This is a genomic window from Pseudomonas sp. LBUM1676, from assembly GCF_059695605.1.
Map to the genome: position 1 here is coordinate 4894072 of NZ_CP166777.1, position 14776 is coordinate 4908847.

Consider the following 14776-nt stretch of genomic DNA (forward strand, 5'->3'; position numbering starts at 1 on the left):
ATAGGCATAATCTCCACACCATATGATAGCCGTAATTTTTTTGCTACCGACGAAGGGCTGCCTGTTTCAGGTGTGCCAGATGCAAAAAAGGCCGGTCAAATGACCGGCCCGTGGCGCTGACTTACAAGCTTAGTTCACTTCAAGCTTCTCGCGGTTTTTGTCCAAGAGGGCTTTACCGATCCCCTTGACCTCAAGCAACTCGTCCACGGACGAAAACGCTCCATTACTCTCACGATACGCAACAATCGCCTTCGCCTTCGCCTCCCCGATACCGGACAGTTCGCTCTGCAGGGTCGATGCGTCCGCCTTGTTGAGATCGACTTTGCCGGCCTGTGACTGGGAGGACATTTGTTGCACCTGGGGTGCATTGCCCGCTTCTGTCTTGGCTGCGGGCGCAGCAACGGCGGCGATAGAGGCGGTGGTGAGCAGGGCAAAAACCAGAGAATAGAAGTAGCCAGTACGCATAAATGACGCTCCATGACATCGATTGGGAAAGCAGCTTTTTCCGAAGCTGCCTTCCAAACTTAGGCGATGGATGGAGACTGTCAAAAATGTGTCTGTTGCGGGATGTGAAACAATCAGGGTTCGAGGCGGCGTTGTTGGTAGATCCAGTCTACGATTTCGCCGTCTGGTGTGTAGCCGCTGACAGTTTCACGCAGGAGCTGCCGAACGCGGGAGTAATCATCCTGATCAACAGCACTCAGCAAATCACTAAGCCTTGCCTTGAGTACATCCCACTCCAAGTGGTCCTCGTTAGCGCTCATGATCATTGGGTGCTGGGTAGCAGCGACGTTGTCGCCAATCAATAACTCTTCGTAAAGCTTCTCGCCGGGACGCAGCCCCGTAAATTCGATGGAAATATCCCCATGCAGATTCTTGTCTGAACGAACACTCAGGCCCGACAGATGAATCATCTTCTCTGCAAGTTCAACTATTTTTACCGGTTCGCCCATGTCCAAAACGAAAACATCACCACCCTGCCCCATTGAGCCAGCCTGAATCACTAACTGCGCGGCTTCCGGAATCGTCATGAAATAACGGGTAATCTTCGGATGCGTAACTGTTAGCGGTCCACCGGACTTGATCTGTTTATGGAACAACGGAATTACCGAACCGGATGAACCCAAAACATTGCCAAAACGCACCATGGTGAAGCGGGTTTTATTCACATGTGAGATGTTAGTGGTGTCACCAAACAATACTGGGGCAAGCTCTCGACTAAGCGCCTGTAATGTCAATTCGGCGAGGCGTTTAGTGCTGCCCATCACATTGGTAGGTCGAACCGCCTTGTCGGTGGAGATCAGGACAAAGTTGGCAACCCCCGACTTAAGCGCCGCTTGGGCGGTATTAAGTGTGCCGATTACGTTGTTGAGCACACCCTCGGCAATGTTATGTTCAACCATTGGCACATGTTTGTAGGCAGCCGCATGGTACACAGTATCCACATGCCAGGTTTTCATCACATCCAGTAACTTTTCCGGATTACGCACCGAACCGAGTATTGGTAACAGGCGAACCGACAAGGACTCGCGAGCGATGCGATGTTCAAGCTCGGACAAAATGCTGTAAAGGTTGAATTCACTGTGTTCGAACAACAGAAGTGTCGTTGGGCGAAGCGTTAGAATCTGGCGACAAAGTTCAGACCCAATGGACCCCCCCGCCCCGGTGACCAGAACGGACTGACCCTTGATACAATGGGCAAGTAAATCGCCCTGGGCTGGAACGGCATCTCGGCCCAAGAGGTCTGCGATGTCGACTTCTTGAATGTCATCGACTTTCACCCGTCCGCTGGCCAAGTCCATGAAACCGGGGATACTTCGAACATGAAGGGGAAAACCTTCGAGGTAACCGAGTATTTCGCGACGGCGACCACGGGTAACCGAAGGAATCGCGAGTAATATCTCCTGGGCACCCGTTGCATCAATCATCTGTTGTATATGCTTCGGTTTATAAACCTGAAGCCCTGAAATAACGCGATTGGCAATGCTGCTGTCATCGTCGATAAAAGCGATAGGCCGCATCATCCTCCCCATTCGAAGTGCCGCAACCAATTGGTTGCCCGCAGCGCCCGCCCCGTAAATAGCGACTTTGGGAAGTCCGTCATCACGATTGGTGAATGGGACATGTTGCGTCGTAGCAAACCAGTCACCCATAAAATACTGACGCAGGGCCAAGCGTAAGCCACCCACCATGATCAGACTCAACCACCAGTAGTTGAAAATAATCGATCGAGGAATAGTACGTTGGTGATTGCTATACAAATATACGGCAACACCTAACATTAACGCCGACAAGCTGACTGCCTTAATTATTGCAATCAGCGCATCATTACCAAAATATCGCATCACTGCCCGATACAGGCCAAAACGAATGAATAAAGGAATTGCCAAAGCTGGTGCTGCGATGAACAACCAGAAATGCTGAATCAGGGGTTCGATCATATCGTCCAGCCCGAGACGGACGACAAACGACATCCATAACGCCAGCCATACTAATAAGACATCAGTAATAACTTGCAAAACACGTTTTCGTTGCCTCGGAAGATTAAGTAAGTAAATTCTTATTTTATCCATAACCCCTGATCACCTTTCATGACACCAAAACCAAAATCATCCAAGCCAGAAACTACCAATGGCAACCCACCAGACCAGAGCAACGTCCGCCCTTCTACTGTGATATGACAAGGAAACAACCGTCGTTCTGCGATGCATCCATAGCCGTCAACAAGGCGAGGCATCACCCTTCCAGCACGCTTGCCACGAATCACCATGACCAGGGCCCCAGCCGTAAGCCCGACCAAACCGAAAGTGGGCAAGACGCTGGGAAACCAAAAGCGATCGCAATTTCACCTTTATCGCAGGTCAAAATCAATTGCCGACTGCGAGCATTCGGCAATTCAGCCAGGCTGCAGGCTGGAGCGAAGTGGCGCATAGCCCCAATGAGCACCAGCGAGACACCTGCTACGACCAACAACGACAACCATAAAGTCATCGAACAGAAGCATCCATCTGAAGGGTTAGGTTTGAAACGCGAACTTAGGCCATTTCCGCCATGGCATTATCATACACGTCAACGCTGGCAATTCATTGCTCTCTGCGCCTCGACACCGCTGCGGACCTCCCCTGAATCACTACCGCGCGTGTCCCAAGCATGTGCTGCGAGCGCCAGCGCGGTCTGATTACCGCTCAGTAGTCTGTCAATTTCAGCATCTTCTCAGGGTTGGGGATACAAAAAAATCAGATCAGGCCCCTTCGTAACGGAGGAAAATTACGTTCCGGAACTCGTTTTCCATCGTTGAAACACACAAGAGACCCAAAAACGTCATATGTCGCGCGGGATGCCCGCTAGCTGGCCCCCCCAAAAAACCTACGCCTCTTCGCGTTTGTACGCCGGCACCTTGTTCTCAACTAACAACCGACATCCCGGGCACTGAAAAATTCGTCACCCGCAACAAACCTTCGCAAGATTCAAAACAAGCTATCACCCGCTGCGACCAATATGCGATACCGCCCCGATGGTCTTGCATCTATCTTGGCAAAACGACCGGATGCCTGAACGTCCGATATCCTGGCGAGCGAACCCGCCCCTTGTGCTATCAATACAAGTCACCCTTGAGGCCCACCTAGAGCGTGCAAATGCCATTTTCCCCATAGGCACGAATCCACTACTCGTGAGATGATCGCTTTTTTTTTGCAAACCCTACACGAATCGAAATAGCTTATAATACCTTTACAAACGAACCTACTACTGACACCTAGAGTGTGGGGAGGAACAGACCATGAACTCCGGCAGTTTTCTTATAAAGAAAGATTTCTTTGGCGAAGAAAAAATATCAGAAATAAAAAAAACAGCTCTAGAACTGGAGATCAATAAGTCCAACGTACACGCCGACGGAAAGTACGCCGGGATCCAATGGCATAAAATAGATCTCGATCCCAAAACCCACACATTCATGCAAGAAATTTATGATTTTCTGGGGGCAGATCAAAGCGGTGTCTGTGTGTTTTACTATTTGTCTCCTGGCGCCGTTCTTCACGCTCACCGGGACCTCACCGGAGCATCAAGTAATGCAAGAATCCGCTTCCACATCCCGATCATCACCAACGATAACGTTTTTTTTAATGTTTCAAAAAAACGGGTAGTAATGTCCCCTGATGAATTATGGGCGTTGGACACCTCCTATTTGCATGAGGTAAAGAACGAAAGCTCCGAGACAAGAGTTCATATTGTCATAGAGTGCAACATCAACGATTCGGTAAAAGCAAAGCTACCGCAAAAAAATATACGTGGAAAAATACATGATATTTATTTTTTCATGATTCTTGCTCTCAACTTACTCAAATCGATCATCATCAACATTTGGAAAGACCCTAAGTATTTCATGGCCCAAATGAGAATGCTAAAAAAATTCGTAGAATGGCGCTTCTTGGGGAAGAAGAAGGTAGAGTAAATACTAGAAATACGTTCTACGATCGCGTGCAGGACAGCCATACAAATTGGCGGATACCTTGTTAGAATCCGCCAGAATGTGTATATGCGCGGAATATTTAAACCACCCTGAATCTTGGTTTAAACAAACGACATCCGCGAGCTGATTTCTAGTACTTATAAAAACCTATACCGGTTTTTCGGCCAAGCCTGTTGGCCCTGACCATTTTGCGCAATAGAGGGTGGGCTCTGTATTTTGAGTCACCCGTTTCGTTATGCAGTGTTTCCATTATCGATAGGTTTACATCGTTACCAATCAAATCTGCAAGAGCGAGGGGGCCAATCGGATGATTTGCACCAAATTTCATTGCTTTGTCGATTTCCTCCGCGGTAGCAACGCCCTCCGCGAGAATACCAATAGCTTCATTTATCATCGGTATAAGCATTCGGTTAACAATGAAGCCTGGTGCTTCATTGACCAAGACGGGTTCTTTACCTAATTCTTTTGCAAACTCAAATGCCCAAGTTGCGGTCTCATCCGAAGTCGAGAGACCAACAATGACCTCGACCAACTTCATAACTGGGGCGGGGTTGAAGAAATGCAGGCCAACTACATTCTCGGGATGCCGAGTGATACTCGCCAGCTCGGTGATAGAAAGCGAAGACGTATTTGTGGCAATAACCGCGGCTGCATCAGCATACTTGGCAATTTCCTTGAATGCTTCGTGCTTGACCGGCATGTCTTCCGCCACGGCCTCAAGAATCAAGTCGCAATTCGCAATGTCCTGGAAACCGCTACCAATGCAAACCTTATCAGAATAGACTCTGGCATTTTCAGCCGAAAGCCTCTTCTTATTGATCATCCGTTCCCATTGGGAATTAAGATCTTCCAGCGAAGAGCGACAGCTGGATTGGGCACGGCCTACCCATACCACGGAATAAACGATATTGGATTGCGCCAGAATCTGGACAATTCCTTTGCCCATCGTCCCCGCCCCAATCACCGCCACTTTGATCTCTTTCATGCTGCCGTAAATCCTTATCTTGAGCCTTTGTTTAGCAGCTTTGCCGGGTTGCCAAATACTGTTGTATAGGGTGCGACACTCTTAGTGACAACGGAACCCATGCCAACAACTGCACCTTCGCCGATAACAATTGGTCTTTCTGGAGTGCCTTGGCGAATCATCGCCCCGGTTCCAATGTAGGCATGATCTTCTATCACAACGCTGCCGTTGCATTGCACATTCGGTGCAAATGTAACGTAATCACCAATGACACAATCGTGCGCAATATATGAATAGATATTGGCATGAAAAAATTTGCCAATTTTCGCATTGGCCGTGACTGTGGTAAACGGACAAAAAACGGCACCTTCGCCAATATCATTGTGGCTTAAGCTTATGGCATTCATTGCAGAAATCGAAAAAGGCTTTATACCCTTGGCAATGAATCGTTCCGCAATTTCCTGTCTGACTTTGCTATTGGCGATTGTGATATTGAAAAATTTTTCGCCATCCATATTGAAGAATTCATCGGTATCGACGACGCTGAATCCGTTGATGATTTTTTCGGATTGGTTGTCATCGACGAAAAAAATCTTGAATTCCGCTTCGCTTGAGCTCCCGAGCATGTCTTTCGCTAGAGGCGCTACCTCACGCCCAAAACCACCAGCACCAACGATTGCGTAAATTTTCATGCTCAATCCTTCAGTTCTATGTCGAGACAGTTGCTTCAGGCAGGTAGGGCTTGAAATGGCTGTCGACTTAATGGGCGCGTCGGAATTTTACATACGAAATCGGCCGCTGTCAGGCAAAGATAGTGAAACCACACCTGTCAGCGCTCCTACCGCCTATCTGGCCGAGTGATTCAAAGGGTCGGTGACTGCGTCCGCAGCTTAGTGAGAGACTCCACTTCCTGAATTTGCCGTACACCATTGGTGGAATATTGATGCAAAATCTAGAATCATCCAGAAATGTGAGTTCCTCTTCAACTAACGAAGAGGAACTCATATCGCTATATATAAAAACCTATACTTTAACTGCCTGCAACATTACATTCTCGAGTGCGTCACAGGTCCTGCCTATCTCATCTTCTGTCAAAGTAGGATGCACAAGGAACATCAGACTCGTCTCCCCCAGTTCCTTCGCCGCAGAGAAACGAGTCTCCGGCCGCCACCCTGTATCGTCGAATGCTTTCTCGAGATATACCTCGGAGCAAGAGCCAGAGAAGCACGGCACCCCAAGCGACGTAATTTCAGCAAGAATACGGTCTCGACTCCAATTAGCCTTCAATAATGTCGGCTCGACGAACAAGTAACACTTGTATGCCGCATGAGTGCAATCGTCCGGTACTTCGGGAACCCGGAGGCCGTTAAGCGCTCGTGCACAATCCCAGATGCGTTCGGCATATTTAGACCGCAGAGAATGCCATTGCGGCATACGACGCAACTGAATTCGACCAATGGCTCCCTGCATCTCAAGCATGCGCCAATTGGTGCCAAAACTTTCATGCAACCAACGAAAGCCTGGGGTATGCTCCCGTTCATAGATAGCTTCCCAGCTTTTACCATGGTCCTTGAACGACCACATCTTCCGCCAAAGATCGCGATCGTTGGTGGTTACCATTCCGCCTTCACCACCGGTGGTCATAATCTTGTCTTGGCAAAATGACCATGCGCCCACGTGGCCGATGGAACCTACTGGACGTCCCTTATAGGTTGCACCGTGCGCCTGGGCACAGTCCTCGATGACCTTTAGACCATAAGAAGCCGCAAGGTCCATTATCGGATCCATGTCACACGGCCAGCCTGCCAGGTGAACGCAAATCACACCACGGGTACGGGGAGTCAAGACTGCCTGGATGGTTTCTGCGGTAATATTCTGAGTATCACGGTCGACTTCGGCGAACACCGGGGTCGCACCAGCATTAACAATGCTGGAAACCGAGGCCAGAAAGGTACGAGGCGTAACGATGACTTCGTCTCCTGGCCCTATCCCAAGTGCGTTTAGCGCCAAGTCCAGTGCGACAGTGCCGTTCGCCAACGCAACGGCATATTCCGTGCCTGCCCACGTAGCAAACTCTTTCTCAAATTCCCGGCACTCTTGCCCAGTCCAATAGTTGACTTTATTGGATAGCACCACATCGCGAACAGCATCGGCCTCTTCTGCAGTGAATGAAGGCCAAGGAGAAAATGGAGTGTTCAACACGTTTTTTACCTGCCATCCATAATTAAAAAAAACCGTATTATTCAACGGTTGTTTGTTCACTTGTATCCGAGGCTAAACACTCGGGATTTTCCAAGCGCCTGCGCCATTACCCAGCTAAAATCATGTTATCAGAGATATCGCCAACCAACGCCACCCCGACTGTCAGTTGAACGAATCTCGAGCACCGTACCCTCAAGCGTCCGGTACCTACACTGACGGTCACTACGACCACTCCATCAGCTGATGCATTTGCTTCATTTTTTAGACCCGGTAAACTTGGTCATCGTTACCTCACCTTCAGCGCTAATCCCATCTCGAACCAGTACCTTTTTTATGGTACGAAATATGATTTTGAGGTCAAGCAACAGTGATTGGTTGTCCACATACCAAACGTCAAGCTTAAATTTTTCCTCCCAGGACAACGCGTTACGGCCATTTATCTGAGCCCAGCCGGTAACACCTGGCCGCATTTCATGTCGGCGGAATTGCTCTTCGTCGTACAGAGGCAGGTACTCCATCAGCAGTGGACGAGGTCCCACCAAACTCATGTCTCCCTTTATTACGTTCCACAACTCGGGCAGCTCGTCCAAACTGCTGGAGCGTAGAAACCTACCAAAATCTGTCATTCGCTCAGAATCCGGTAATGGCTTACCGTTAACGTCCAATGCGTCTCTCATCGTACGAAACTTGACCATCTCAAAAGGCTCCCCCCCCTTACCTGGTCTGACTTGGCGAAACAACACAGGAGAGCCGAGTCGCTTACGAATCAAGTACGCGACCACCGCGATCACGGGGGACAAGACGATCAACCCAATCGCAGCAGCAACAATATCGAAGAAGCGTTTAAACATCGGAAATCCTTGAAAATGTGATAACGCTCGAAACAGGTTTAAAATCATTTGCTCAGACGTTTGAAATGCATGCCAAAACGCTCAACCCCGACACGTAATGACAGCTCTTCGCAATAGAAAGTCTTCCCGCTCTCACCCATCCGATTACGGTCCTCAGCAGAAATATCGATTAAAGCCAGGACTGCATCGGCGAGAGCCTGCGCATTGCCTGACTCACTGACTACGCCGCAACCGGCCGCGCGAACAAGATCTGCAGCATCCCCATCAACGCCCATCAAGATCGGCTTGCCCGCGGCCATGTAGGCTTGGGTTTTTGACGGGATTGTGATCGAAAATAATGGATCTTTCTTCAAATGAACGAGCAACGCGTCGGCGCTGGATAAATAAGCACCTATTTCAGTCATCGGAACAGCAGGAAGAAAATAGACGTCTTCAAGTTTTTTGGTTTTAGCGAGTGCTTCTAAACTCGAAGCCTCAACCCCCCCGCCAATAAAAACAAACGCTACTTGACTGGTTTTTTCCTGAACCAAGCTCGCCGCCTCAATAACGGTTTCCAGTGATTGAGCCTTACCCATATTGCCAGCGAATAGAATTTTTAACTTTGAGACAACAGGAAAGTTACCTGGCGGCGTGGTTAACATAGTATCGATCGAGCTTTCCGCACACCAATTGTAGATTACATCGACCTTCTCCGACGGCACTCCTCGCTCGATCAACAAACGCTTGAAACCTGGAGACAATACGACTATTTGATCTACGTGACCGTATACCCAATCGCAAACTCGAGATACTATTCTCAATAACTTTTCGTTAGAAAACATCCCGGTCGCCTTCAGCGTGTCCGGCCACATATCTTGTATATCGTAAACGACCGGAATGCGGCGAAAAAAACGAACCAGTGCAGCAGCAATGCCAACTGTCAGCGGAGGGTGGTAAGCATATATAACATCAGGTTTTTTTGCCCGAAAAAGCCCGTATATCAGTATGCTAGCGGCAAAGCTAATGTAATTCGCCAATCGTCCAACCCCACTCTGCCCATGACTCGGGTAGAGTGGGACACGAGTAACCTGCACGCCATCGATGACTTCACGCTGCAGAGCCTTGATTCTATAGCCTGGATAAAGTTTTCCACCGGGATAATTAGGAAACCCGGTTACAACTTCTACTTCAAAGCCCTGAGCAATCAACTCTCGTGCAAAAACCATCCCTTTGAAAGTCGGCTCGGGTTCAAACCACTGAGTGAACAGCAAAACACGAATGGCCATTCGTATCAGTACCTTCTCCAGACAGTGCGCATCACATAGTCACGGTAGCTATGAATAATGCGAACCACCTTCTCTGCCACGTTTGGCATACTGTAGTCAGTTACGAGTCGAAGACCTCGCTCATCGGCACGACTTTGATTTTCCAGCACCTGCAAGCCCTGCATGACTCTCTCGGTTTCCAGCCCGACCATCATTACCGCAGCCTCCTCCATACCCTCAGGACGCTCGTGAGCTTCACGAATATTCAACGCAGGAAAGTTTAAAATCGATGATTCTTCGTTGATTGTACCGCTGTCGGAAAGCACCGCCTTGGACTCAAGCTGTAACTTATTGTAATCTTTGAAACCCAGTGGTTTTAGCAAGCGAATATTTTGATGAAACTTCACACCCAAGGCATCAACCCGTTTCTGGGTGCGAGGGTGAGTGGAGACAATGACCGGAAACCCATAATGCTCAGCAACAGTGTTTAGGACTTCAACCAGCTTCCCGAAGTTTGTATCGGAATCAATATTCTCTTCGCGATGTGCGCTGACAACAAAAAATTTGCCGTTCTCCAAACCAAGACGGGTGAGTACATCCGACGCCTCGATGCCTTCACGATAGTAATTCAACACCTCAAACATGGGGCTGCCGGTTTTAATTACCATGTCTGGCGACAGCCCCTCGCGCAGCAAATAATCACGCGCAATGGTGCTATAGGTCAAATTGATATCTGCGGTATGGTCAACGATACGACGATTGATCTCCTCAGGAACGCGCATGTCGAAACAGCGGTTGCCGGCTTCCATATGGAAAGTCGGGATCTTGCGACGCTTGGCAGGAATTACTGCCATGCAACTGTTTGTGTCGCCTAGGACCAGCAGAGCTTCCGGCTCAACTTCCGCCAGTACCCGATCTACGCTGATAATCACATTACCAATGGTTTCGGCGCCCGTTGCACCCGCCGCATTCAAAAAGTGGTCGGGCTTGCGAATTCCCAAATCCTGAAAGAAAATCTCATTGAGTTCGTAGTCGTAATTTTGACCCGTGTGGACAAGCACGTGGTCGCAATATTGATCCAGAGCGGCCATCACACGCGACAGACGAATGATTTCCGGGCGGGTTCCTACCACGGTAACTACTTTCAATTTTTTCATAATTTTAAACTTCACATTCAGAAATTGAGAATTAAATAATAAATGATAGCCTAGCGGTAGCCACCTGGCTCAAATTTTGCATACTAAGCAATTCCGTCGCCGTTGCATGCGCACGGTCTTCAGGGACTGCTTGGCTGGTACGCGAAGCGCCATGTGCGAAGCAGATGCCGTTCATTTCGGCTGCCATCTTGCCTTCTGACGATAATTCCGATACTGCATCCACCCGTTCCTACATAATCTGAGCTGAACTCGAATTCATTACAGCCTAGCGCATGGCGGGTTTTTCCGTAAACAGATTCACTCAATTTTTTTGTTTGCAGCATTAAAATCTTCATAGAACTGCTCTGCTCGTTCGCGACCAGAGCCTTTATCGCCCGTCAATATATATTCTATATACGAATGATACGGAGCAAAAGGCAAAGAAGAACTTGCAGATACAAAAAACAGAAGTGAACTAAGGCTACTGACAGCAACGCACACCACGACAAGTGCACGAGCAGGAATACTCACTTGCCTCATAACCTCATAAATGATGACCGCTTGAGCAAAACATGCCAAATATTGAATTCGGTTCCATATCAATGCAAAATCAAACAGAAACGCTTGCGCCCCCACCAAACAGATAAGAGCACCAACCAATACAGACTCGCGGCGACCTATTTCCTTAATATACAACTTGGCTAAAGCGAGCAAGAGGCAATTCAACACCAGGTAACCCGCCCCTGCAACAGACCTTTGTGAAAACCCTATACCTGCATAAATTGCCAGTTTTTCCGAAACGAACGGAATGTTCGCGGCGGTGCCTATGTTTAGTGCTATTTGCCCAGCGCCAATACCGACACTGTAAAAAAGCAAACAGGTTGCTATATACACCCACATATGCTGAATAACGCAACGAATGCCACGAGTAAAGAATATTGCGGCATACATCAGCGATGAATATTGGAAGCCTACAGCTACAATAAAACTCCAAACTGCACTTTTGCGCTTTTCAAAAATAAAGCTTTCCATAGCCAAAAGCATGATAGAAACAGCGATAGACTGACGAATCGTCCCCATCTCAAGAGGGAAAAATACCCAACAAAAAACAAACGCCAACCCAAGTGACACCCGGGAATCAAAGCGATAAAAAAAACGACAGGCACAATAGGTATTGAATGAGCCAACCAACAATAAAAATAACTGAAAATCGCCCACTCGAGAAACAAGATAATTCAACAAATAGTAAAGTGGCTCCATCGAGACCACATCTTGTGGAAAAACCATGAACCCAGAGCCTTTCACAGCATTGAAATACTGCTCATAAACTACCCAGTCGTAGCCGGTTTCATACCTGAATGCACAGATCAGCCAGAAGACCATCATTGCTAAAAAAAAGCTAATACCGGTCTTTGTCTTCATGAACAACCCAGGAATAGCTATTGCCCACAATAAAAAACCGACGCCAAGATAAAAATACATTCTAAATCCTTATTTATTATCTGCGCGCTGAAAGCTGGGCTGAAAGTCCAGTACACTGGACTTTAATGAGCATTGCCTCAGCGTGCCCAAACTTTTCCGGCTAACAACTTCAACAACGCACCTGCTCGACAGACAATACTTGTAAATCTTCAAATTTCAACAATAGCTCCTTGCCGGAGTAATCCGGCTCCCGGTTTTGCTCGCTCGGCATAGCCAATCAAAACAGAGAGCCTTCCAATCCTACGCTTCAATTCCTAATGAACGAGCGTAGGTATCTGGTAACTCGCGGTCAAATATTTCGTTAGCCCATAACATCACGATCAACTCTTCTTCTCCTACGTTGGTTATATCATGAGTCCACCCTGGAACAGTTTCTACAACTTCCGGATGGTCCCCAACAGTAAACAGTTCGTAGAATTCACCAGAGACGATATGTTTGAACCGAAAACATGCCCGCCCCTTGATCACCAAAAATTTTTCAGTTTTGGAATGATGGTAGTGGCCACCGCGTGTAACACCGGGATGGGCGGTAAAATATGAGAACTGGCCGCTATTGCCAGTCTTGAGCATTTCTACAAACACGCCCCTCTGGTCTCCATACCTCGGCACTTCATACGTAAATCTTTCTGGAGGTAAATAACTTACATACGTAGAGTATAAAGCTCGAACCAGCCCACTTCCTACCGGCTCTGAAATCAGAGTTGAACGGCTTTCTCGAAATGCTTCAAGCTGAGTTACAAGTGCCTCAACAGTCATACTGTATTGAGGCTCCACGCTAACAAAACGATGTCCTGAAGATTTGCCATCCATCACTGAAATGAATTGCTTGATCACATCGTCTATATAGACGAGATTAATGACTGATTGCGGATCATTGATAGTGATCGGCAGACCAAAAATAATATTGTGGCAAAATGTAGCGACTGCTGAATTGTAGTTAGGCCGGGCCCATTTACCAAAAACATTTGGAAGCCTGAACAGGTAGACTGGGCAGCCATTATGCTCTTCGAGCGCGGTTAACGCCTCCTCGGCTCCACGCTTGCTGCTACCGTATAAATTGTCCAGTTCTGCTTGTATCGAAGAGGTATAAAGTACTGGCACCGATCTACCGCACGCTGATACCGCGTCACAAAGGGCTTGCGTCAAGTTCGTATTACCAGCCTCGAACTCTTTTGGATCTTGTGGTCGATTCACTCCTGCCAAGTGAAAAACAAAATCTACACCTTTCATCAGAGTCGATAAGTGATTGACATCATCGTCCCGCGTAAACTGGACAATTTCAATATCATCACGCTCGCCCAAGTGAGCTACTAAGTTCTTACCCACAAAACCGTTAGCCCCGGTAATCAGCACTTTCATTGTTTCACTCCTCCGGCGTCGCATATTCACCACGCTGAATGGCCCGCATGAATTCCAGCTTCAACAAAAGGTTTTTCATACCTTCAACATCTAACCGTTCAGTGTTATGCGAATTATAATCTTCTGTACGAGAAATTTTTTCCTCGCCTTGCTCAACAAATTTAGCGTAGTTCAAATCACGCAGATCTGGTGGTATGCGGAAATAGTCACCGCGGTCCTCTGCACACGCCATTTCCTCACGACTCAGAAGTGCCTCATACAGCTTTTCCCCATGCCGAGTACCAATCACCTGAATCGGATGTTCTGGAAGGTTGAGCATTTGGGTCAGTGCATTGGCAAGGGTTTCCACCGTCGCAGCTGGTGCTTTCTGTACGAACAGATCTCCATTATTGCCATGTTCGAATGCGTACAGCACCAGATCTACTGCATCAGCCAGGGTCATCATGAAACGAGTCATGTTAGGATCGGTCAGCGTTAGCGGCTTGCCGTCGCGAATCTGCTGAATGAAAAGGGGGATAACTGAACCCCGTGAGGCCATGACATTCCCGTAACGAGTACCGCAAATGACAGTTTTGTCGTCATCAGCGCTTCGCGACTTTGCCACCATGACTTTTTCCATCATTGCCTTGGATATACCCATGGCATTAATAGGATAAACGGCCTTATCGGTGCTCAGGCATACGACACGCTTTATGCCATTTTGAATAGCGGCTTCCAAGACATTTTCAGTACCCAGAACGTTGGTTTTCACTGCTTCCATTGGATGGAATTCGCATGATGGAACCTGCTTGAGCGCTGCCGCGTGGAAAATATAGTCGACACCGCGAGTAGCATTCAAAACACTTTGGTAGTCACGGACATCACCGATATAGAACTTGAGCTTTGAACTTGCGTAGAACTTGCGCATGTCGTCCTGCTTTTTCTCATCTCGGCTGAATATCCGGATCTCGGCGATATCAGTATCAAGAAAACGTTTTAATACTGCGTTACCGAAGGACCCAGTACCGCCAGTAATCAAAAGTGTCTTATCTTGGAACATAACAACCTCACAATATTTTAATTATCAGACA

At 47.9% G+C, this 14776-nt stretch carries 13 protein-coding genes; 1 reads left to right on the forward strand and 12 read right to left on the reverse strand.

Annotated elements, in window-relative coordinates; all coding sequences use genetic code 11:
- Positions 1–129: 129 nt before the first annotated feature.
- From ACA041_RS22535 to ACA041_RS22545, 3 genes are all read right to left on the reverse strand, one after another.
- Complete coding sequence (locus ACA041_RS22535; protein WP_497437764.1) at positions 130–465, reverse strand: ComEA family DNA-binding protein; 336 nt, start codon at positions 463–465, stop codon at positions 130–132.
- A 113-nt stretch (positions 466–578) separates the two neighbouring features.
- Positions 579–2573 carry a polysaccharide biosynthesis protein gene (locus ACA041_RS22540; protein WP_497437765.1) on the reverse strand — a complete coding sequence of 665 codons (1995 nt, stop codon included), beginning with the start codon at positions 2571–2573 and terminating at the stop codon, positions 579–581.
- Complete coding sequence (locus ACA041_RS22545) at positions 2561–2770, reverse strand: hypothetical protein (RefSeq protein WP_497437766.1); 210 nt, start codon at positions 2768–2770, stop codon at positions 2561–2563. The genes ACA041_RS22540 and ACA041_RS22545 overlap by 13 nt, the downstream gene beginning before the upstream one ends.
- Positions 2771–3778: 1008 nt before the next feature.
- Here ACA041_RS22545 and ACA041_RS22550 point away from each other — a divergent pair.
- A complete protein-coding gene (locus ACA041_RS22550; protein WP_497437767.1) occupies positions 3779–4450 on the forward strand; it encodes an aspartyl/asparaginyl beta-hydroxylase domain-containing protein in 672 nt (223 codons plus the stop codon).
- A 148-nt stretch (positions 4451–4598) separates the two neighbouring features.
- On the opposite strand, the gene ACA041_RS22555 is transcribed toward ACA041_RS22550, so the two are convergent.
- The 9 genes from ACA041_RS22555 to ACA041_RS22595 form a co-directional block, all read right to left on the reverse strand.
- Positions 4599–5453, reverse strand: coding sequence for a 3-hydroxyacyl-CoA dehydrogenase family protein (locus tag ACA041_RS22555; RefSeq protein ID WP_497437768.1), 855 nt, complete (start codon positions 5451–5453; stop codon positions 4599–4601).
- Between the two features lie 14 nt (positions 5454–5467).
- Positions 5468–6124: an acetyltransferase gene (locus tag ACA041_RS22560; protein WP_497437769.1), complete on the reverse strand. Its 657-nt coding sequence runs from the start codon at positions 6122–6124 to the stop codon at positions 5468–5470.
- Between the two features lie 331 nt (positions 6125–6455).
- Entirely contained in the window at positions 6456–7634 is a 1179-nt protein-coding gene (locus ACA041_RS22565) for a DegT/DnrJ/EryC1/StrS family aminotransferase (RefSeq protein ID WP_497442151.1), read from the reverse strand.
- Between the two features lie 254 nt (positions 7635–7888).
- Positions 7889–8485, reverse strand: coding sequence for a sugar transferase (locus ACA041_RS22570; protein WP_497442152.1), 597 nt, complete (start codon positions 8483–8485; stop codon positions 7889–7891).
- A gap of 44 nt (positions 8486–8529) precedes the next feature.
- Positions 8530–9750, reverse strand: coding sequence for a glycosyltransferase family 4 protein (locus ACA041_RS22575; protein ID WP_497437770.1), 1221 nt, complete (start codon positions 9748–9750; stop codon positions 8530–8532).
- Positions 9751–9755: 5 nt separating this feature from the next.
- Positions 9756–10886 (reverse strand): non-hydrolyzing UDP-N-acetylglucosamine 2-epimerase, encoded by a 1131-nt coding sequence (gene wecB / locus ACA041_RS22580; RefSeq protein ID WP_497437771.1) that lies wholly within the window; start codon positions 10884–10886, stop codon positions 9756–9758.
- 297 nt (positions 10887–11183) lie between these two features.
- On the reverse strand, positions 11184–12347 hold the full coding sequence (locus tag ACA041_RS22585; protein WP_497437772.1) for an EpsG family protein: 1164 nt from the start codon (positions 12345–12347) through the stop codon (positions 11184–11186).
- Positions 12348–12587: 240 nt separating this feature from the next.
- Complete coding sequence (gene wbjC / locus ACA041_RS22590; protein WP_497437773.1) at positions 12588–13706, reverse strand: UDP-2-acetamido-2,6-beta-L-arabino-hexul-4-ose reductase; 1119 nt, start codon at positions 13704–13706, stop codon at positions 12588–12590.
- A gap of 4 nt (positions 13707–13710) precedes the next feature.
- On the reverse strand, positions 13711–14745 hold the full coding sequence (locus ACA041_RS22595) for a polysaccharide biosynthesis protein (RefSeq protein ID WP_497437774.1): 1035 nt from the start codon (positions 14743–14745) through the stop codon (positions 13711–13713).
- Positions 14746–14776 lie beyond the last annotated feature (31 nt).